The organism is Virgibacillus sp. NKC19-3, assembly GCF_019837165.1.
Lineage (GTDB): Bacteria > Bacillota > Bacilli > Bacillales > Amphibacillaceae > Virgibacillus_L > Virgibacillus_L saliphilus.
Genome location: NZ_JAGYHC010000001.1, coordinates 3478504 through 3500886 on the forward strand (window position 1 = coordinate 3478504; position 22383 = coordinate 3500886).

Genomic DNA, 22383 nt, shown 5'->3' on the forward strand with positions numbered 1-22383 from the left:
CATTGATTATTATTTACGAACCTGAATGGATCAAGGACGGAGAAACAGGAACTTTGCGCGCTTTATTTGAGATAGATGGACATCAAGATTATTTATGGTTCGCTGTTCCAGCAGCTTATCAGGAGTACGTAACCTATGAAAGAGGGGACGCCTTTTTGGTAGGGTTACTGCTTCTAGCAATGAAAAAGGGGCAGGATATCAAGTTGCAATTCCCTGTTTCTGCACGCCTGTATTATACACTAACCCATTATCTAATCAACGCTTTACATATAGCTATGCCGAGTTTAAAGCCCATTTCAATCCTAGCTCAGGATTTGGAAAGTTCCCCAATAACAAACAGTGGAGCGGTTGGTACAGGTTTTTCCGGTGGTGTGGATTCATTTCACACCGTATATGAACACCTGCATGGCAACTGTCCGGAGCCTTTCAAATTAACACATTTTGTTTTTCATAATATTGGATCACATGGTGATTTTGGTGGGGAGGATGCCAGAAAGCTTTTTAAAGAAAGACTGCAAGCGGTAAAACCTTTTGCGGATGAGATGAAAATCGACACCATACCGATCGATTCCAATTTAAGTGAAGTTTTACATATGAACTTTGCACAAACACATACCATAAGAAATGCTGCTGCTATTCTAACCCTGCAAAAGTTATTTCGCTATTATTATTATTCATCCGGTCGGCAATTGAAGCACTTTGCGTTAAGTCCGATAAGTGGCTCCTATGACATCTTGAGTTTACCTATGCTGTCCACAGAATCGTTAACCTTTTTCTCAGCGGGATCCGGGTATAGCCGAATGGAAAAAACAGCGGAAATTTCTGGCTATGTGCCTACATACCGCTATCTCAATGTATGCACAAACGACAGCTCAATGAATTGCTCCGTATGCGTAAAATGTTTGCGTACCATGCTGACATTGGAGGTATTAGGTAAACTGCCTCTCTATAAGCACGTGTTTGATCGAAGAAAATACCAAACAAAGCGGACCAAATATATCGCTCAGGTTGTAGCCATGCGTAACAAGGATACCTATTCGAATGAAATCTACCGGAAAATGAAGGAAAACCAATTCCCCATTCCTGCTTTGTCCATCCTGTTGTCAGCCCTTTATCGGCTTAAATTTACCGGGGAGAAAATCGCACAACAAGTATGGAGCCGAAATTCGATATAAAAAGGATAGACCATTATGGCAAATGAAAATAAATTAGTAAAGAATACCTTACTCTACGCAATAGCCAACTTTGGGTCTAAATTTCTAACGTTTCTCATGCTGCCTTTATACACCCATTATTTCACTACTTCTGAATATGGGCTATGGGATCTGATTGTAACTACGTCGACGTTACTCACTCCCTTTATTACGTTTGAGTTGGTTGCTGCCGTTTACCGATGGTTGCTTGATGAAGAAAGGGAAGAGAGTAGAAAAAGTATCATAACGACCGGTGCGATAGCCATTCTTAGAAACCTTCTTATCTTTAACTTGCTCGGAGTTATCATCATCATAACGTTTCCCATTCCGTATGGCATAGAGGCACTTATTTTCATCAATGTTACCGTCGCCAGTAGTTTTTTGCAACAATGCGCACGAGGATTGGGGTATAATAAACTATTTGCCGCTTCAGGTATGATTCAAGCGGCAGTAACTGTTATTTCCATCCTCTTTTTTATATTTGTTTTAGAACTGAGGCTGGAGGCATTTTTCTATGCGTCTATTCTTGCAGGGATTAGTGTCGTAACCATTGCTTGGAAAGTCATGGGTTTTGGCAGGTATCTATCTAGTAAAACCTATTCGAAAAAAATGCTTACATCCTTTCTTCTCTATTCTGTCCCCATTATTCCAGGGGCAGTTAGCTGGTGGATCATGAGTATGTCCGATCGTTATTTTATCATTGCCTATTTAGGCATGGAGTACAATGGAATATATGCCGTCGCAAATAAAATTCCTGCCCTTCTATTGATGGTTCATACGGTTTTTTCATTGGCTTGGAAAGACAGCGCTATTGTTGCCTTTCATTCGGATGATAAGAATGAATATTATTCAACTGTTTTCCGGTACTTTTTTAGATTGATGACAACTTCTGTCATTTGTATAACCTTACTGGCAAAGCCCATTTTGGATATTGTCGTAGCTGATGCATTTTTTGATTCATGGAAATTTATCGGCATACTCTTACTGGGAACTTTATTCAGCGCTTTCTCCCAATTCTGGGGAGCGGGTTTTCACGGTGCTAAGAAAACAAACATTATATTCACAACGACCTTCGTAGGAGCTGGCATTAATGTTTTGTTTAATCTCATCTTTATAAATGTTTTGGGGTTATATACCGTCGCCATCTCCACATTCCTCGCTTTCTTTACAATGTGGGTCATTCGCGTCTTCGCCTCTACCCATTACTTTAAAATAACCATGAATAAGCGGGATCTATTCGTATTATTTCTCCTTATCATCGGTGCGACTGTAGCACCATTTGTTTTAAGTCACACGGGTGTGTTGATCAGTATTGTTATTGGCATTGCATTGTTTTTCGTCTATAATAAAGATGCGATTACACTGATACGACAAGCATCACGTAGCTTTCTACATAAATGAAGATTGCTGTTATTGATTGGAGATGATAATTTGGTACTAAATTTTGCCCACAGGGGGTCACTAACCGAAGCACCGGAAAATACAATACCCGCATTTGAAAAAGCCATTGATCGTGGTGCAAAAGGACTTGAATTGGACGTGCAGCTGACAAAAGATGATAAACTAGTTGTCAGCCATGATCATACATTCAAGCGACATAATAAAGATGTGGAAGGACGTATTAGGGATTTCAGCTTGGAGGAAATCAGGCAGATAGATGTCGGTTCATCCTTTGGTAAGCAATTCGCTGGCCTTACACTGCCTACCCTCGATGAAGTTCTCGCCATCGCACCGAACGACTTGCATCTCAATATCGAGATCAAAAATATCCCTGTCATTTATGATGGTATTGAGGAAATATTACTCGCATGTCTATCGGATAACCATCGTTTGGATCATGTTATTATATCTTCGTTTGACCATGTTGCATTAAAAAAGGTTCAAGATCAAAATGCGGATATTCCACTTGGCATGCTGTTTTATTATCGCCCTTTGAATGCTTGGGACTACGTGACACGTAGCGGACTGAACATCCGTAGTATTCATCCGCACCATGTTTATACTGATAGAAACTTTGTGGAAAATTGTAAAGCCCTGGGTTATGAAGTGTATCCGTTTACGGTGAATGCAACGGAGAGATATGCAGAGTTGCTGGATTATGGCGTGGATGGCGTGTTTTCCAATAATCCGGAGATATTTGATAAATAAAGGAGCTGGGACAAAGGTGTTTTTAACGAATAGATTCCGAATATGCATCGCTTCTAAAAATATACTTCGCGCACCTTAGGGCGGCTGGTGAGCCTCCTTGTGCGCTTCGTGTTGCAAGTGGCTTCGAGGGGCAGCACTCCTCGCAAAAAAGATTGCTATTGCACTACGGTGTCTCACCTATGCCTTCCCTCCCGCTGGAGTCTCCGCATATTTCCTACGCTAATTTTGATAATGTTCGTCTTTTTAATAAAACACTTTTGTTTTGTCCCAGACTCTTTATTTATCATCAAATTCATCTTCGATTCATGGTAGTTTGTTAGCCTTCCTTATAGATGCTTTACTTCCTTTCCATCTATCGATAACGCATCCCTTACCGCATAGTTTCTAAGCTCCATTTTCCTCCGTTTTCTGGTTATCGTTCGTATTTTGATTATCTTCATTTTCTGCATCATCGCTAACCAAATCGTTGGCAGAGTTTTTGAATTCATGTAATGTTTTCCCGGCAGCTCTTCCAATTTCCGGAAGTTTCTTAGGCCCAAAGATAATTAAGGCCAATACAATTATTAGGATTAATCCGGGGATACCAATATTTGCTATACCCACTTTATTTATCCTCCTTTTTCAATAGCATAGTTAGGTAAACTTTTTTTACCTTAGTGCTAATGTCGAATATCGAGCTATTTCTCATCATTGTTTGTGATTCAGAAACAATGATGAGATTTCATTTCTTAATCTATCTACTTTAAGGTTAATGTCTCAAAGTAGATAAAAAGGTTTTCTAGTATGTTGTATGATGCGCTTTCTTCATAACCAACCCAATTTATTTGGACGTCCGCATGTTTTTCAACCGTGACTCTATTTTATCCTGAATATCTGACAACTTATCTTCCTCCAATGCAATTATAGGCTATTCATCGGATGGTTTTGCCCATGGTTGAAATCGAACGTTCACTCTCATTTCCAAACGCATCCAGAGCGTAAACATCAAATTCATATATCGTGTTTGGCTCTAAATCACTAACTGTTATGCTTACTGGATCAGGAACAGGATCTTTATAAAACTCAGAGAAAGCAAGATATTCTTTTTCCTCCCCACCTACAGCTCGAGCGACGATTCGGTAATCATGAACAAGCAGGTTGTCCTTTGCTTGTGTTAACAAAAGTGTCAAAGTTGAATTGGTCGTCTTTGCTTTATCGACGGCAACCATTGCATTGTCTGTAAAATATGGCGGTGTTTGATCTCGATCATCTGTATAAGTATGATAATATTCGTCATAAGGCGGATATCTTAGATGGAATGGATCTCCTGTCCAATCATCTTGATGGATGTCGCGACGATAAATAATAACATCGTGATCATGCACTTCCACAATTAAAGCTTGATTTAAATAATCCCCACCGACAGGATGGTCTCCCTGAATTCTGCCGTCCTCAAGCCATAAGTCATGGCCTGTTGATGTTCCAATGGCAGTAAAATCTTTTTGGTGAATGATTCTGGGATCATCCAGAGGGTAGTGGGTATGCCCTGAGAACGAAATTGCCCGCGGGTATTTACTTAGCGTCTCATAAATAAGATCTCTGTTTTCATCGAATCCCCATTCACTTCCATATATGGTGTCTTTAATTGGTTGATGGTGAAAAACAAAAATAGGTTTATAGGGATCATCATCATGAGCTATTTGCAATTGTTCATCCAGCCATTTAATTTGCTTTTCACTGAAAGTACCTTCCGTTAATTCATCCTCCGTAGCAAGGATAATAAAGTGGTAGCCTTTGACTTTTTTATGATAATATATTGACTCCATTCCCGTTTTTGAAGAAAAAGCTCTTGGGCTTCAGGTGCAGATAACCCATTCCAATAGTCATGATTTCCTATTGCAAACATCGATACAGCCTGCGATTGTTTATTTTTATCGTATACGCTCTTGAACCGATTGTATTCCTCTTCATACCCATTATCAGTCAGATCTCCAACAGTTATAAGAGCATCCTGATTTGGTACCATCCTGTTTAATTGTTGCATCGTTTCGGTAAACTTATTCAATGTATGATCAGAGTCGCCTTGTATATGAACGTCGCTGATGACTGGAAATATTAAGTTATATGCATTCTGATTGGTATCTTGATTTGCATTCTTCCCTTTGGATGTAAGCGCTGATACCGGAATAGCATTTAATGAGCCTGTTGCTGTAACCACAAGCGCAGTACCGGCAACTTGTGATGTTCGCTTTAGAAATGTTCGACGATCTACAGTTTTATCTGCCTTTTCTAAATGAAATGGTTCTTGTGATTTTTTATGTTGAGAATCTTTTGTCATATTTATGATTCCTCCTCTATAAAATTTACATACTTGTGAAAAAACTTGTTTTACCCATTATTAGATAGCAAATGTGAATTTTTATATATTCAAACATGGTCAACTACTCTTATACCTAATTGTTTTTTTCATTAATCATATGCGGTGCTTTCGGAAGTTCGATCCCCATTTCCTCATCTTTCTGATATTTTTTGCTATTAAACGAATTAAAATCATCGACCTTCACTTCTTCATTTTCTACATCAATAAAATAACGCGTAAAATTTCCGTTATAAATAATGTTGGTTACCTTTCCCTTTAATGAGCTGGATGCATTGATTTTAATCTGCTCCGGCCGAACAAGGACGGTTGCTTCTTCTCCTGTATTCACCATTTCGCCATGTTCTTTGGTTAGCCTGTCAACTGGAAAGCGTATCGTACCTGTATCCAAATAAACCCCGTTCTCATTCTCCTGTACACGCCCGGTGAAAAAGTTTGCTTGTCCGACAAATGTCGAAACAAATTTGTTGCGGGGGTAATTGTATATCATATCGGAGCTATCAAGCTGGTGAATCACTCCTCCATTTAGAACCGCAATCCGGTCGGAAATGCTTAACGCTTCCTCCTGATCGTGGGTGACAAAAATAACCGTTAAATTAAGCTTATCCTTTATTTTTCGTATTTCTTCACGAAGCGAAATACGTAAATTGGCATCAAGATTGGATAATGGTTCATCCAGTAATAACACTTTCGGCTCAAGAACAAGACAACGTGCAATGGCTACGCGTTGCTGCTGTCCGCCACTTAATTCTGCCGGTTTCCGTTCGCCATAACCATCCAGCTCTACTTGAGATAGTGCGGTCCTAATTCGCGCATCCCGGTCTTTTTTCGGTATCTTCATTTGCTTTAATCCATAACCAACATTATCGTATACCGTCATATGGGGGAAAAGGGCATAATTTTGAAATACCATACCCGTTGACCGCTTTTCAGGCGGTTCTGCATCGATTTTTTCATTATCTAAAATAATCTCACCTGCATCCTGTTTATTGAATCCGCCTATCGTTCGTAATAGGGTTGTTTTCCCACAACCGCTGGGACCAATAAATGAAACAAGCTCACCTTGCTTGATCGAAATGGAAATATTATCTACTGCTTTCACATCATCAAAGTATTTGCATACATTTTTTAATTCCAGAAAGTTGTTTTCTGACATGTATACCCCTCCCACTTAGTAAACATTAAATACGAATTCCTGTCTTCTTTTCAACAAACTTCAACAAAGCCAGGCAAGCTAATACAATCACGATCATGATGAACGACATGGCAGATGCTAAGCCAATCTTTGCCTGTTCCGCTAAATTCAGAATATATATCGCCACAAGATTGGTGTTTGGTGAAATTAAGAAAACAACAGAACTGATGGAAACCATTGCCGTCATAAACGCATAGATAAACCCTGCTGTAAATGGCGGAACCATTAAGGGCACAATAACCTTCCAAAATGTTTTATACGGCCCTGCTCCAAGATCATTTGACGCCTCTTCCATGGACGTGTCAATCTGGTGCATTTTACTGATTGCCGCTTCCAGTCCAACACCAATTTTTCGAAATGTCATATTCAACACAAGAATCATGACCGTTCCTGTTAGGAAAAATGGCGGGCCATTGAAAATTAATACATAACCAATACCCATAACCGTCCCGGGAACTGCTAAACCGAACAACGTTAGAAACTCCAATAATTTCTTACCTGGTATTGGCTTTCTTGCAAACAAAAAGCCTTGTAGAATTCCGATTCCAGCTGCAAGTAGTGCACTGATGAACGAAACAATTAAACTTGTATAAAGCGAATCCCAACCTGTTCGATTATTAAAATGTTCAAGTGTAAACGTATTGTTTATTCCAATGATCTTTACAAATGCACCTAACACCACCATGACAAACATCAATAAGATGAAGGCAGTAAATAGACCACTAATCGTTCCAACAAAAGATTTAACCGATTTGGAAAGGGGGACACTATGTGATCCCGATTCCCCACTGATTGTGCCAACACTGCTATCTTTTAGAAAATACGTTTGAAAAATAAAAATCAATAAGCTTGGTATGATTAGGAATACCCCAAGCACCGCAGCCAACTCTAAATTATGTTGTCCAACAACAAGCAAGTAAGCTTCTGATGCCAGAAAGCGAGTTCCCCCGCCTATAATAAGAGGGTTGGAAAAATCCGCCAATGCCATTACAAAAACGAGCAAACCTGCTTTTATGATCCCGGACTTTGCTAACGGGAGCGTAATACCTCCAATTGTTCTCCACTGATTTGCGCCAAGATCCTGTGCGGCGTATTCTAAATCGGCATTCATATTCCTCATTGTACTTTCAACCAGCATATATCCAATTGGGAAATATCCAATAATTTGCGCTAATACAACTCCCCAAAACCCATAAATGCTAAACTGTCCACCAAACAATTGACTAACGTAATCCGTCACAATACCGCTTCTACCAAATAATATAATCAATGCCAATGAAAATATAAATGGCGGCGCAACCAAGGGTAATAACGCAATACCCTGAAAAGATTTTGACAAAAAACTTTTTGAGCGTGTTACATAAAGCGCGATATTGATACTTAAAAACAACACGATAACGGTTGAGATAACTGCGGATAATATACTGTTCAGCAGAGCATCCCAATAGTAGGATGCCTGGAAAAACTGTTTATAATAATCCAATGTTAATTGACCCGTTCCAATCCCAAAACTTTTTAACAAAACAGCAAATACTGGAGCAACAATAAATACTATGATTGCAACAGCAAGTATTATCGTGGCAATTGCAAACCACGGCTCGGCCCAGAATCTTCCCCAAATCGTTGAAGAAGATTTAAGCCGATTGTTTACTGGCTGTGTAGCATCCACTCATAACGCCTCCTTTTAGTGGAAATTCAAAAATTCCGGTAAAAATGACACTTCGAATTTCTTCGTTGACTTGTTTCTCCGCTGCTCGGAAAAGAAGTGCACTTTTCCTTCGTGCGATGCAGATTCAGGGAAGCATTACTTGTGCTCATGTATCTAAATGCATATATTCCGCTGCTCGAAACTGCATCGCCTCGAACTTCTCGGTCCTTTTTATCCTCCTTTTTGAACGCGCTCTTTTATGAAAAATTTTCCCGCCATTCCTTCATGATTCGATCACGATTTTCCTCGGCCCAAACCGCATCATAATCAATCAGGTAGTCTTCTATTTCTTCTGCCGTTCCTTCTATATTTGGATTTGTTACCATCGAACGATGCTCAGCAGATTTTTTCATCCCTTCTTCGGAACCGATATAATCAATGGCTTCTTCGACCAACTCCTTATTTTTTGTATCTTTGAACATCCATACCACATCCAAGTCATAGCCTACCCCTTCATTCGGTATAACAGCTTCTAATGGATATCCTTCATCAACCCGGTTGTAAACAGCTTGGTCCCAGGTTATACCAATTGCGTATTCGCCTTGAGCAGTCATTTGTGCAGGTGCATCACCTGATTTTGCGTATTGTCCAACGTTTTCATCCAGCTTTTCTAAATAGTCCCATCCTTCATCTTCTCCCATAATTTGCATAATAGTGGAGACGAACAAGTAGGATGTTCCCGATGTACCGGGGTCTGGTAGCACAATTTCGCCTTTATATTGAGGATCCAATAAATCCTCCCATGATTCCGGCTTGTCTAGCCCTTTCTCTTCCAAAATATCTGTATTGATTGCCAGCAAATTAAACCAATAAGACCATCCATACCATTTTCCGTCTTCATCTTTAAATTCATCAGGGACGTCTTCCCATGTTGGGGAATCATACGGTTCTAAATAATCTTCGTTTTCCGCTTTTAGCGCGATACTGTGCAGCATCCCCCATTGCATATCGGCTCCGAAATCGGGGGCCTCCGAATTCATCCGGCTCCATCCTTCTCCACTGGATAACCGTAATACATTCACACCAATACCCGTTTCATCTTCTAATCCTTTCACTAAATCCTGCATTTCTTCCGAATCATTATGGGTATAAACATCAATTTCGCCTTTTGCACCATTTGCTTCAGTTGCATCTTCAGAATCGCCGCATGCCGTAAGAATCAAACCGATGGTAAGAAATACAAATAGCAATAGATATTTTTTCATCCTTGATAACCTCTCCTTTTCCTATTCATAAAAATCACTTTTTTAAGCTTCTTGCAATGTAATAGCTTGATAGTCGTTTATAATATAATCCGCATCTTGTAAATGTCCCGTTTGCATCGCAGGTACCGAAACAATACCAATGCGAATCTTAACCCCGCTGTTCTTGCCAAGCATCATATCTCCATTCGAATCACCAATAATTAGCGTCTTTCGAGGATCGACATGTAACTGCTCACAAGCGTAGTCAACCATTTCCGGATATGGCTTACCTCGTTGGACAAGATCATGCCCAACAATAGTTAAAAAATAGTCCGTAATCCCTAATGCATTCAAATGCTGGACAGCCTTTTCGTAATTATCCGATGTGACGATGCCCATTTTCATTCCATGTTTTTTCGCCTGTTCCAAGAAATGGATGAGTCCTTTAATCGGTTTGACATGGTTATGAATGGGAAATGACTCCTCCAACGCTTGATGGGCATCATTGACTACCTGGTACGCTTGATTCCAAGGAACACCTTGTTGATAAAGCCCCAAAGATAGAATAGATAATAGATCTTGCAGAGATCCGATAGCTAGTGGTCCTTTCGGATCCCATGATCGATTCTCGTAAGAAAATCCCAGCGAACGGGCCAATAAACCTTTGTTACAGGAGACCTGATCGTCAATCAAATCAATAAATGCTTCTGCCCAGTGAACCCACAGTGTAAAATCAATGATCGTTCCATCTTTATCAAATAAAATACAGTCAATTTCATACGTATTTCCGTTTATCGCAACAACACTCATCATCTCGCCCCCTTTCTTAACACAAGTGTTTGTCACCCACCAATAATCATGTGCATTTGATTGGGTTATAAGTTGTGTTAATTTGTGTTTATGTGTCTATGTTTGAATATTATAAAGCAAATTACAATGAAGTCAAAATTCAAATTTATTTATTTTGCTTGATAAGTCATTAAAAAAGCTTAGGTAAAGCACCTAAGCTAAAAAATACTTGATTTTACTCTGTTATCCTGTCGAAAGTAATCGATGATGGAACATCTTACAGGATTTCAACGCCCGTATTTCGGTATTTTTCCAATACACTTTCACTGATTTTGGAATCTGTAATAATTCGATTAACCTCATCAAACGTACACGCATTTAACAGGGAGACAACATCAAATTTACTGCTGTCAGCCAACACAATTTTGCGTTGTGCGATTTCCATCATTTTCTTTTTCACCTGTAATTCACCAGCACCATAATCCGTTAACCCTTTTGTAAGGGAGACGCCACTAATACTCATAAAAAATGTATCAATATGGAATTGCGTAATAAAATCTTCCGTAAAATCCCCCACTGTACAAAGCTCCTGATTTCGTAAAATCCCCCCAGCAAAGATGATAGTGTAGTCAGGCATCTCCGACAGTTCGTTGGCTATCGTCATGGAATTGGTAAGAACCGTTAAACGCGAAAACTGTTTTTTCAGCTCTTTCGCGAATTCCGTATTGGTTGTACTGACATCCATCGCTATTGATTGCCCTTCAATGACATAGTCAATCGCCTTTTTGGCAATTTCTTGTTTTTCCTTTAAATATTTTGATTCACGTACGGTAAAGGATAATTCTCTACTGTTTATTTCCTCCAGCACGGCACCTCCATGCACACGTGTCAAAAAGCCTTGTTTTTCCAAGAACTCCAAATCTCTTCGTATTGTCTCAAATGATACATGAAAATAATTCATTAAATGAGATACTTTAACCGACTTATCCTTTCTAACCATCTTAACAATTTCGTTATGTCTCTCTTTGGCAAACAACAGCGACACCTCTTTGGAAAAGTAATGATGTTACAAGTAATACGATTAAATACAACTAAATGCAACTTATACACATTGTATACCATCCATTTATATTTTTCATCCCTTATGGAATTTTTTCATTAAAATGTAAAGAATATTTCAATATGGGGGAAAGGAGAACTTACGTGAAGAAATAGAAGAAGATGCGGGGTTACCAGAAGACCACGACGAATGGCTGAGTAAGATTGGCGGGAATCTAGCTGATATATCACAACCATAGGTGAACATTTACCCTAAATATGGTTATGATTCCTATGATCCACTTACGAAACTCCATGTGGATGACTGGCACTGTTTCCCGGTAGTAGCTACCGCTATATATTTTATCATCAATGGGAAAAGGAGACTGGGACAAAAGTGTTTTTAACAAATAAATTCCGAACATATATCGCTTCTAAAAATATACTTCGCGCACCTTAGGGCGGCTGGTGAGCCCCCTTGTGCGCTTCGTGTTGCAAGTGACTTCGAGGGGCAGCACTCCTCGCAAAAAAGATTGCTATTGCACTTCGGTGTCTCACCTATGCCTTCCCTCCCGTTGGAGTCTCCGCATATTTCCTACGCTAAGTTTGATAATGTTCGTCTTTTTTATTAAACACGTTTGTTTTGTCCCAGCCTCATGATTATTCATTGTTCTTACATTGTCTCGCATACAGTAATAGCTACAAGCCCAATAATAAAAATTCAAGCTCTAGCCCTTCTCAAAATACGCTAAAATCCCATCTACGATTCTTTGCGATGCATGACCGTCCCCATACGGATTTGACGCTTTTGCCATTTTCTCATATGCTTCGTCATCTGAAAGAAGTTCGTTTGCTAAATGAAAGATGTCTTCTTCATTCGTTCCAGCTAATTTTAATGTACCAGCATCCACTCCCTCAGGACGCTCTGTCGTATCCCGTAAAACCAATACCGGTACACCTAGTGATGGCGCCTCTTCTTGCACGCCTCCGGAATCCGTTAAAATAATATGCGCTTGAGCTGCAAAATTGTGAAAATCTACAGCACCCAATGGATCAATTAACGTAACTTTTTCATTATCACCTAATATGTTGTTGGCTGCTTGTTGTACAACCGGATTTAGATGAACAGGATAAATGACTTGAATATCCTCGTGCTCCTGGGTTAAACGTTTGATTGCGCGGAATATTTGATTCATGTTCTGCCCCAAGTTCTCACGTCGATGTGCCGTCATGAGAACCAAGCGCTTATCGCCTAATTCATCCAGAACCCGACTGGAATATGTATCCGTAATTGTTGTGTTTAATGCATCAATTGCTGTATTACCAGTTACATAAATCGTTTCTTCGGCTTTATTTTCATTTAAAAGGTTTTGCTTCGCTTTATCTGTTGGGGCAAAATGCAAGTCCGCAATGACACCTGTTAGTTGCCTATTCATCTCTTCTGGATAAGGGGAGTATTTATTCCATGTACGCAGCCCCGCTTCCACATGACCAACGATAATCTGATTATAGAAGGCAGCAAGTGAAGCGGCAAACGTTGTACTTGTATCACCGTGGACCAGTACAACATCCGGTTTTGTTTCTTTCATTATTTCATCAAGGCCGTTTAACGTACGATTCGTAATTTGAGCCAGGGTTTGATTTTGTTTCATAATGTCCAAATCATAATCCGGTTTTATACGAAAGATATCCAAGACTTGATCAAGCATTTCACGATGCTGTGCAGTCACTGTAACAATGGATTCAAATCGCTCGGATCGTTTGTTTAATTCTTTGACAAGTGGAGCCATTTTAATTGCTTCAGGTCTTGTGCCAAATACAGTCATTACTTTGATTCGTTTGATGTTCCTCACTCCCTTGCTTTTAGGTTAGAGAACAGTTTTTCTCAAGTCTATATACAGTGTAATGAATGCAAAGAACCAATGTCAATTTCTTACTAATTATAAACATTTTAATTATTTCAAGCGATTTTTAATTTTTTTAAGATAATTAGACAAAATATATGGTAAAACGTCAGGAAAGATGAATAACTAACGAATATTTATGATATCAATGTGAGATGGAACTCTGATTGGGTGATAAGATGACAGCAGTTAGTAAAGATGTAAAAATCAGTAACCTAAAAGGGATATTAATATTTTTAGTAGTTTTTGGCCATTTAATTGAAATATACAAAGATGATTACTTCGAGTTATTTGTTTTTATTTATGCTTTTCATATGCCGCTATTTATCTTCATTAGCGGATATTTAGCGAAACGAATGCGTATTAGTAAAGTTGTCAACTTCATTCTGCTTTATTTGATATTTCAAACATTTTTCAATTGGGTGTTGCACTTAACCGGGGATTATCCAAACCTACAATTTACATACGGAGAACCACATTTTCATTTATGGTATATTGTCAGTATGGGGTTTTGGTATGGTATTATTTTAATAATTACGAAACTCAATTTGAATACAGCAGGAAAATGGATAACGTTTATCATTATCTTTATCATTGGCTTTATGTCACGCTGGTATACAGATGACGTTGTCGATTTCGTACAAAAATACTATGGAAACTTTTCATCTTATACACTAAGCTATCAAAGAACTTTATCATTTTTGCCTTTCTTTTTCTTGGGATATTTTATGAATAAACAATGGCTCTCATCTATTTATCATTCTTTAAATCATAGAATTACTACAATCATGTTATTGATTATCACAATGCTTTTTACATTTTTGTATGTACAAAATGCTGATGGGTTTGAGTCTATTTTTAGAGGGAGTCATGGTATTAACAAATTCCTTGACGATAACGATGGTTTTTCAATGTATTTTCCAAAAATCATCTTTTCTTATGCTCTATCTTTTTGGCTATGCTACTTAATCATAAACTTAATACCAAATAAAGCAAGTATTTTTACAAAGTGGGGAGACAACTCATTAACTATATTTTTGTTTCACCCTATTATTGTTTTTGTTATACGTAGCACGGAATATATGACAGAGTGGGAACCAGATACAAAACTCATTGCTTTCTTGTTGGTAACGATTATTGTCACGTTTATATTGGGGTCTAACTTTTTTGAGAGGGCGACAAGATATATGTGTAATCCGTATTACTTTATTAAAAAGGTAATGAATAAATAAAATTTTCATGTGGCATAAACACTCCGAACTTTCATACTCGAAGTAAATAAAAAGAAAACCGCACCTTATTATCACATAATCAAGGTGCGGTAGAAAAAGCTATTTATAGGATGGTATATCTAAATACATTAAGGATAAGTCGAATTGTTGATAAAGATTATACATCGTGTCTATTTGTTTAGAAGCCCATCCGATATCTGTAGCATACTGATGAGACGCTTGACCATTTAAATCCATGCTTTCTGGATTCCAACGCATTTTGTAAATTGTGTTTTGACCAGACTTCACATAATTATTCCCAATAAATTTGGCACCACCCACAATTGCTTTGCGAGGTGTTGTCCAACCTTCATCATATGCCCTTTTTGCGCCACATTCTACGGCACAACCATCAAATGCTCCGACTCCATACATATTATAGACAGTTGTTCCGTTATACTTGACTCCTTGGGCTAGCTCGGATGTTCCGTTTCCAGTCTCCAGTAAAGAATGAGAGATCAAGTAAAGGTCATTCATATTATTTTTTTCACCTGCATCAATAAATGCTTGAGCTTGACCTTGTAGTGTTCCTTTTCCCTTTAAATACTTGTTTATTTCCTTAGCTGGTGTAGCACTTGGCTTTGTGAGATCAAGGAACTGAAAAATTTGTCTCGAATCATTTATGAAATTGTCCGGATCTAAATAATATAAAACATCCGACCGACTAGCATCAACCCATTGACCACTATTATATTCAATTTGATTCCATCCATTGGCTTCGTCGATAACCTTTACTTTTGTGCCCTTAGTTAGCTGTCCTACGACCTTCTTTGAAGCGTTAGGGCCAGATCGAACATTTAACACATCTGCAGTTACTTTTCCATTGTTTATATAGGCTCCAGAAACATAAGCATATGAACTATCTGTTTGTGGAGTGGTATTCATTTGGATATTCATCGCATCATTAAGTGTCAAATTGTAATCCGTATTTTTCACGATGTCATTGTCAAAAGTAATACCATCAACGTGTATATAGCCAGTTTTTGCATCCCCATTTAAAATTACAATGGCTTCATACCAGTTTTTGGTAAATTTCTTAAATTGTAATTTGCTTCCATAAGTATAACTTTTTAATACTTTTGAATCCCTGGAAGCTGAACTATAAACTCTAGTTTGGGAATCAGCCGCATATCCGTTCATAGATTTTTGTTCAGGATCTACAATTTCAACATCCTTTGTTTGGAAATAACCTGTACGTTTTTCCCCATTAACATACACGATCGCTTCAAACCATTTATCAGAATATGTTCTAAGCTGTAATATGTCTCCTTTAGAATAAGACTTAATCTTTTTAGAACTTGTTGATGTTGATTCATAGACATTCGTTGCATTTTTCAATCCAATAGCTCGCAAATGTGTCTGATTATCAGGATCTATATCGGCAACATCGTTTTTATGAATGTATCCCGTAACGGATTCTCCATTTATGATTACAATAGCCTCATACCAGTCAGAAGTAAGTGATTTATACTGCAATATATGCCCTTGCTTATAAGACTTCAAAACTTTCGAACTGGTGGAAGCACTCGAATATACATTGGTTTGATTTTTCAATGCGATACCTTTGTAGCTCGTTTGATCCTCCGGAAAGTTTTCAACATCATTTTTATGAATGTAACCCGTAATGGATTCTCCATCTATGATTACAATAGCCTCATACCAGTCAGAAGTAAGTGATCTATACTGCAATATATGCCCTTGCTTATAAGACTTCAAAACTTTCGAACTGGTGGAAGCACTCGAATATACATTAGTTTGATTTTTCGATGCGATACCTTTGTAACTCGTTTGATCCTCCGGAAAATTTTCAACATCGTTTTTATGAATGTATCCCGTAATGGATTCTCCATTTATGATTACAATGGCCTCGTACCAGTCAGAAGTAAGTGATCTATACTGCAATATATGTCCTTGTTTATAAGACTTCAAAACTTTCGAACTAGTGGAAGCACTCGAATATACATTGGTTTGATTTTTCAATGCGATACCTTTGTAACTCGTTTGATCCTCCGGAAAGTTTTCAACATCGTTTTTATGAATGTATCCCGTAATGGATTCTCCATTTATGATTACAATGGCTTCATTCCAGTTTGAATCTAGGGAACGATACAACAAAATATGTCCCTTTTTATAAGACTTTAAGATATCTGAATCAGTAGATGTATCAGAATAAACGTTAGTTGAGCTCTTTTGAGCAATACCGTTAATAAACGTTTTTCCTGAGCTTTTCTGAAGACTGTGCGTCTTTGTTTCTTCTGATTCCTCATCAGAATTATGGCTATGTTCTTCGGTGCTCCTTTTTGCATCCACACTATCGTTTGAATTTGCCCTATGTGAACCTTCATTTTCATCATCTTGTTCAGAGGTATCTGTTTCGTCAGATTGGTTTAACTGTTTATCCTCTTCTTCATCCATAATAAATTCATTAGAAACATAACCTTTTAGGGTTTCCTCATGATCTTCATCATGGTAGGAGACGTAAGAATATTCCTCGTTCTCATTCAGTACAGTAACAGATTCTCCATCTTTCATTAAATATAATATATCACTTGATTCCGAAGCTGTTGTCAATAGTTCTACCGTATCTTCCGGATCATCGGCTTGTACTACAGCGTCTTTTTCAAGCTTTTCTTCCGTATTATCTCTATCTTCTTCCTCTTCATCCACAATAAATTCGTTAGAAACATAACCTTTTAGGGTTTCCTCATGATCTTTATCATGATAGGAGACGTAAGAATATTCCTCGTCCTCATTCAGTACAGTAACAGATTCTCCATCTTCCATTAAGTATAATATATCACTTGATTCCGAAGCTGTTGCCAATAGTTCTACCGTATCTTCCGGATCATCGGCTTGTACTACAGCGTCTTTTTTAAGCTTTTCTTCCGTATTATCTCTATCTTCTTCCTCTTCATCCATAATAAATTCATTAGAAACATAGCCTTTTAAGGTTTCCTCGTGATCTTCATCATGGTAGGAGACGTAAGAATATTCCTCGTCCTCATTCAGTACAGTAACAGGTTCTCCATCTTCCATTAAGTATAATATATCACTTGATTCCGAAGCTGTTGCCAATAGTTCTATCGTACCTTCCCCATCATCGGAATGCACTACAACATCTTTAATATCCTTTTCTTTTGTGTCATCAGATGTTGCCGCCTTTATGGTAGTAGGTGCATACATTGACTGAGAAAAAACAATAAAGAAGACTAAAAAAATAAAACTAACTTTTTTAAAATTACTCACAAACCACTCCTCCATTACATTATCATTCTTAAACTACTCAGATTCCGTTTGAAGACCCTCCTCCCTAGAATTATACATACGGAGTAGATAAATAGATCTCAGATATATAATATTTCTTATACTTATCTGACTCTATAAATTGACCCGTTATTATATTATCGTATAAAACTGTAAAATTGTTAACCCTTGATACAAGGTTTTTCGACAAATAATTAACAATGAACGTATAAAATCACTATTACTGTTGATAAAATATGATATAGAAGAAAATTAAAAAGAAATAAAAGCGATTTTTTGTCGAAAATTGTTTCATTCTCGTATATAATATAAATGCTCAAAAGTGTCTTTAAAAAAGTTGAGGGGTTATTAAGCAGTGAGGGATTTAATGAAAAATGAATACCAGTCTGAAACTAATTATTCGATTCAGATATTAACATTATTTGTTTTATTGATCGTGAATACAATGGTGCGGTCTCAATTCGATATATTAAGTACTATCGGAAATCTCAGTATAAATTTAACGTTAATTTTAATGTTTATTTATTTAATAAAGGGGGTTATTAACAAAAATACATTTAATGTTAGACTGACTAATATTTACATAAGCATTTTTTTGTTTGTCGTTATTTTTAGCATTAGTTTCTTCGTTTATGATCGAGTTGATATTATATACTTCTTGAAACTAATTTTATTTTTAATGTTTATTTTAGGAACTGTAAGAATTAGGTGGAGTCCAAAATATATTAAAATAGCAGCACATCTTTTTGGAATTACATTGTTTTTTGTATTTTTGCATTGGGTTCATTTAGACTTCACAGATCATAGATTTAAAAGTATTTTCCACAACCCAAATTATCTAGGGGTTTTTCTATTTGTGATGTTGTATTTTAAAATTCTTGCTGTTAAGTACGGTAGTAAACTTGAACGTTTATATTTCTTAATTCTTATAGCTCTAAACTTTATTTTAATTTATTGCACAAATTCACGGGCTGTAATGGTAGCAGTTGCAGTGGTATTACTAGCTTGGATTTTCCTGAAGGAGTTCAGAAAATTTTTTCCATATCTATTTTTTGTGGTAGTAACTTTAAATATCGTATTTTTGATTACTTATGTTAAGTTGCATAATACAAGCTTAGGGATGTTTCTGAATGAAATTAGCCTCAAAATTATAGGTAAATCCTTTTATTCAGGAAGAAGCGTTCTGTGGGAAGAGATCTTACAAAAAGTAGAAGAAAAACCTCTTTTTGGCTATGGTTTAGGCGTAAAAGCAAGTGATATAACGTCATTCTCATTAACTGCTCATAATCAGTATCTTCAATTCATGATTGAGGAGGGAATTTTAGGGTTAGTGATCTTTTTGCTTTTATTGTATAGTATATGGAAGTTACTTATTAAAAGACTAGATCATTATCCAAGTAAGCTTTCAGCCTGCTTTTTTCTTGGTATTTTAATATACGTGAACTTCGAGTTAACATTATTTCAAAACAACTACCCCATCGCGTTCATTCAGTGGTTGATAATAGTCATTGGCATTAACTTTGAGTCAAAGACTAGAAGCGATGTCGCAGTAGAGAGTTAAGCAATAATGAAAATGATTTCTCAAAATATTTCATCGGGTAGCCTTCAATTGGTAAAATAAATAAAATGAACAGGAATAGTTGGATATTGTCAGAAACTAATTCATTCCTGCGAATGATATATTAGTTCGTATAGTATAAAATGCAAAGAGGACTTGATGCAACTAAAAGTCTGGAAAAGAACTGGTTTTTAAAAAACAATATTTTTCTAAATCAGAACCGAAAGGATTAAAAAATGTCTAATGACCTAAATAAGAGCAAAAGAATGGGATATGAGATTATTGTAACTAAAGTAAGCATGAAACAAAGTACCTTGACTTTAACAGGTGAAACCAATTTAACAACAGATTCTGCAAAAAATATGTTCCTAATGGTTAAAAAGAGGGGGACAAAGTTAATTTACCATTACCCAGTTGTCTTTAATAAAAACAATAACTGGACCGTAGAAATTGATTATAATACACATGAGTTTACCAAAGGTATTTGGGATTACTATTTAGAAATGGATGGACAAAAATTTCGCTTAAAAGTGAGCCAACCGCAAATACTGGAGAATTGTAATACATTGGTTTACATTAATCATGGTAGATCCCATGAAGCGATATGTTATGTTACAACAAAAGGCTCTTTCTCTACGAAAAATAAACCAGCCGTTATGATGTTAAACGATGTGAATGGTGAATCTGATCACCGTGGTAATGTAGTGTTACAGGGACTGATTAATCCTGAATTCAAATTTAAACATCACTTGGCTAGCTCATTAGTTTTTGTTTTGGTGGATAGAAAAAAAGGTGAAACGCACGAGCTTCCATTTCAATTAATTGATAAATACGGCGACCATTCTGCACGTATGCTTCGAGTAAACTTGAATTTTAAAGACCCCATTTTTCAGGGTAATATGGAAACAAAACGTTGGAATTGCTATGTAAAGTTAGTTATTGATGATGTAATACATCTATTACGAGTTAAAGTAACAAACCAAGATATCAAATATTCTACAAGAGTAGATGGTGAAAGTAGTACCATTTTTCAGGTTTATTTTTATCCAACTACTTACAACAATTTGTCCATTGCTTCTACACCTTTAAAAGTAATACGAAACCTAGAACACTTTTGTTTTAATAATGAGACATTACAATTAAGTGGATACGCATATTTTGATTCTATTAACTTTGACTCTGAAAATAGCGTGGAAAGGTGTATTGAAATACGGGAAAAGGCCTCTAATAAAACAATTCGGTTTCCATTAGGTAATATGCAAAAGCCTGATTTAGTTAATAAATTTAACGATTATAGCTACTCCGGCTTCAAAGTACAAATCTCATTAAATGATATTTTGTTTCTAGGAGATGACAAGGAAAAGTCTTATGAATTTTATGTGGTTTTGAAATACGGCAACTATATAAAAACAAAGCGTTTGGGATGTGAAGATCGTACATTTTTCGTAGATAAAGCGTATGATATAGATTCCGTCAAATGTAAGAATAAAATGATTAGGAGTTATCTTTTATTTTCACGAAAAAGTAATTTAATAATGGAAACTTATACTTATTCTAAAAGAAAAAACAAATTCCTGGAAAAACAAAGAAGAGTAGAAATGATGCCTTCATCAGCCAATCATGACGTTTGGTTAATTGGCGAACTAACTGGAACGGCACAAGAGAATGGATATCATTTTTTCAAATTTTGTCGAAAGCACTACCCAGACAAAAATATTTATTACGTTATTAAAAAAGATTCACCCGACCTTCATAGAGTAAAGAAATTGGGCAACGTTATTATTTATGGTTCAATGAAGCACTTTCGAAAAGCTTCTATTGCAACAACCTTTATTGGTTCTCACGATCTCGCAAACATTTTACCAACACCTGGGATTGATTGGCCAAGTTATCAAACAGGAAAACGAATCTTTTTGCAACATGGAATACTTGGAAGAAAAAATGTACATTACTATAAGCAAAATTATCAATATCCATTTTCTATGGTTTGCGTAAGTTCCAATTCCGAATTTGAATTAGTTAAAACTAAATTAGGTTATAACGATGATGAAGTCAAAATTACTGGATTGCCACGTTTTGATTCGTTGCTAAATCGTCCGAGCGAGCAAAATTCTATCTTACTCATACCGACTTGGAGAAATTGGATAAAAGATGATGAGTCATTTTTGGAATCTGATTTTTATAAGTATTATAGGGATTTTTTAAGTGATGAAAAATTGCTAGGACTACTGAAAGAATATAATGTAACGCTAAATTTCTATATTCATTATCTGATGAATCACTTCACAAGTCATTTTGAAATAATGAATTCGAAACGTATCAATATTATTAAATTTGGCCAACAGAGTGTCCAAGATTTATTGAAACAATCGAAGTTGATGATCACGGATTATTCCTCTGTATCGTTTGATTTTAATTATATGGAAAAACCCGTTATTTTTTATCACTTCGACGTTGATAAATTTTTCAGGAGTGGGTCTCTACGACCGCTTAACGAAACATTTGTTGGAGATATTTGCGAAAATAAAAATCAATTAATTAGTACTATAGAATACTATTTTAAAAATAAATTTCGAGAAAAAGAGGTATTTAAGGATAAGAAAAAACACTTTATTTCCAAAATAGACAGTAATAATTGTAAACGAATTTATGATGCCATTAACAAGTAGATTGAATTATAGACTACAAAAGGGAATTCTTATATGTTTAATTTTTAGGTCGTTAAGGGGATAATGTACCTAAATAAACATTAACCGAAAAGAAGAATTATAAAGC

The 22383-nt window shown here is 36.6% G+C and carries 16 protein-coding genes; 6 read left to right on the forward strand and 10 right to left on the reverse strand.

What is annotated here, in order from left to right; translation table 11 throughout:
• Positions 1-2: 2 nt before the first annotated feature.
• From KFZ56_RS16625 to KFZ56_RS16635, 3 genes are read left to right on the forward strand one after another with little or no spacing between them, the layout of a single operon-like run.
• Entirely contained in the window at positions 3-1175 is a 1173-nt protein-coding gene (locus KFZ56_RS16625) for a hypothetical protein (protein ID WP_222643164.1), read from the forward strand.
• Positions 1176-1190: 15 nt separating this feature from the next.
• Positions 1191-2594, forward strand: a complete 1404-nt coding sequence (locus tag KFZ56_RS16630) for a lipopolysaccharide biosynthesis protein (protein WP_222643165.1) — start codon at positions 1191-1193, stop codon at positions 2592-2594.
• A 30-nt stretch (positions 2595-2624) separates the two neighbouring features.
• Positions 2625-3341 (forward strand): glycerophosphodiester phosphodiesterase, encoded by a 717-nt coding sequence (locus KFZ56_RS16635; protein ID WP_222643166.1) that lies wholly within the window; start codon positions 2625-2627, stop codon positions 3339-3341.
• A 384-nt stretch (positions 3342-3725) separates the two neighbouring features.
• On the opposite strand, the gene tatA is transcribed toward KFZ56_RS16635, so the two are convergent.
• The 9 genes from tatA to wecB form a co-directional block, all read right to left on the reverse strand.
• A complete protein-coding gene (gene tatA / locus KFZ56_RS16640; protein ID WP_222643167.1) occupies positions 3726-3944 on the reverse strand; it encodes a twin-arginine translocase TatA/TatE family subunit in 219 nt (72 codons plus the stop codon).
• 308 nt (positions 3945-4252) lie between these two features.
• The gene (locus KFZ56_RS19690) at positions 4253-5146 is read right to left on the reverse strand and encodes a hypothetical protein (RefSeq protein ID WP_255585188.1); all 894 of its coding nucleotides are present in this window, start codon (positions 5144-5146) and stop codon (positions 4253-4255) included.
• Positions 5074-5658 carry a metallophosphoesterase family protein gene (locus KFZ56_RS19695; RefSeq protein ID WP_255585189.1) on the reverse strand — a complete coding sequence of 195 codons (585 nt, stop codon included), beginning with the start codon at positions 5656-5658 and terminating at the stop codon, positions 5074-5076. Before KFZ56_RS19695 ends, KFZ56_RS19690 begins: the two co-directional genes overlap by 73 nt.
• 115 nt (positions 5659-5773) lie before the next feature.
• Positions 5774-6853, reverse strand: coding sequence for an ABC transporter ATP-binding protein (locus KFZ56_RS16650; protein ID WP_222643168.1), 1080 nt, complete (start codon positions 6851-6853; stop codon positions 5774-5776).
• A 25-nt stretch (positions 6854-6878) separates the two neighbouring features.
• Positions 6879-8561 (reverse strand): ABC transporter permease, encoded by a 1683-nt coding sequence (locus tag KFZ56_RS16655; RefSeq protein WP_309228318.1) that lies wholly within the window; start codon positions 8559-8561, stop codon positions 6879-6881.
• A gap of 236 nt (positions 8562-8797) precedes the next feature.
• Complete coding sequence (locus KFZ56_RS16660; RefSeq protein WP_222643169.1) at positions 8798-9805, reverse strand: ABC transporter substrate-binding protein; 1008 nt, start codon at positions 9803-9805, stop codon at positions 8798-8800.
• 42 nt (positions 9806-9847) lie between these two features.
• Entirely contained in the window at positions 9848-10594 is a 747-nt protein-coding gene (locus tag KFZ56_RS16665; RefSeq protein WP_222643171.1) for an HAD family hydrolase, read from the reverse strand.
• 256 nt (positions 10595-10850) lie between these two features.
• Positions 10851-11618, reverse strand: a complete 768-nt coding sequence (locus KFZ56_RS16670; RefSeq protein WP_309228319.1) for a DeoR/GlpR family DNA-binding transcription regulator — start codon at positions 11616-11618, stop codon at positions 10851-10853.
• A 721-nt stretch (positions 11619-12339) separates the two neighbouring features.
• The gene (gene wecB / locus KFZ56_RS16675; RefSeq protein WP_222644034.1) at positions 12340-13437 is read right to left on the reverse strand and encodes a non-hydrolyzing UDP-N-acetylglucosamine 2-epimerase; all 1098 of its coding nucleotides are present in this window, start codon (positions 13435-13437) and stop codon (positions 12340-12342) included.
• A gap of 245 nt (positions 13438-13682) precedes the next feature.
• Between wecB and KFZ56_RS16680 the strand changes: the two genes are divergently transcribed.
• On the forward strand, positions 13683-14747 hold the full coding sequence (locus KFZ56_RS16680; RefSeq protein ID WP_222643173.1) for an acyltransferase family protein: 1065 nt from the start codon (positions 13683-13685) through the stop codon (positions 14745-14747).
• 99 nt (positions 14748-14846) lie between these two features.
• Here the strand turns inward: KFZ56_RS16680 and KFZ56_RS19905 are convergent, their stop codons facing one another.
• Positions 14847-18032: an SH3 domain-containing protein gene (locus KFZ56_RS19905; protein WP_222643174.1), complete on the reverse strand. Its 3186-nt coding sequence runs from the start codon at positions 18030-18032 to the stop codon at positions 14847-14849.
• A gap of 373 nt (positions 18033-18405) precedes the next feature.
• Here KFZ56_RS19905 and KFZ56_RS19910 point away from each other — a divergent pair, with 373 nt between their 5' ends.
• Both KFZ56_RS19910 and KFZ56_RS16695 read left to right on the forward strand, forming a co-directional pair.
• Positions 18406-19611, forward strand: a complete 1206-nt coding sequence (locus KFZ56_RS19910) for an O-antigen ligase family protein (RefSeq protein ID WP_222643175.1) — start codon at positions 18406-18408, stop codon at positions 19609-19611.
• A 263-nt stretch (positions 19612-19874) separates the two neighbouring features.
• A complete protein-coding gene (locus KFZ56_RS16695) occupies positions 19875-22277 on the forward strand; it encodes a CDP-glycerol glycerophosphotransferase family protein (RefSeq protein ID WP_222643176.1) in 2403 nt (800 codons plus the stop codon).
• Positions 22278-22383: the final 106 nt, after the last annotated feature.

Excerpts from the sequence above, each read along its gene's own strand:
- KFZ56_RS16630 (WP_222643165.1), top strand. The coding sequence starts at position 1,191 with ATGGCAAATGAAAATAAATTAGTAAAGAATACCTTACTCTACGCAATA.
- KFZ56_RS19690 (WP_255585188.1), bottom strand. The coding sequence starts at position 5,146 with ATGGAGTCAATATATTATCATAAAAAAGTCAAAGGCTACCACTTTATT.
- KFZ56_RS19695 (WP_255585189.1), bottom strand. The coding sequence starts at position 5,658 with ATGACAAAAGATTCTCAACATAAAAAATCACAAGAACCATTTCATTTA.
- KFZ56_RS16650 (WP_222643168.1), bottom strand. The coding sequence starts at position 6,853 with ATGTCAGAAAACAACTTTCTGGAATTAAAAAATGTATGCAAATACTTT.
- KFZ56_RS16660 (WP_222643169.1), bottom strand. The coding sequence starts at position 9,805 with ATGAAAAAATATCTATTGCTATTTGTATTTCTTACCATCGGTTTGATT.
- KFZ56_RS16665 (WP_222643171.1), bottom strand. The coding sequence starts at position 10,594 with ATGAGTGTTGTTGCGATAAACGGAAATACGTATGAAATTGACTGTATT.
- wecB (WP_222644034.1), bottom strand. The coding sequence starts at position 13,437 with ATGACTGTATTTGGCACAAGACCTGAAGCAATTAAAATGGCTCCACTT.
- KFZ56_RS16695 (WP_222643176.1), top strand. The coding sequence starts at position 19,875 with ATGGGATATGAGATTATTGTAACTAAAGTAAGCATGAAACAAAGTACC.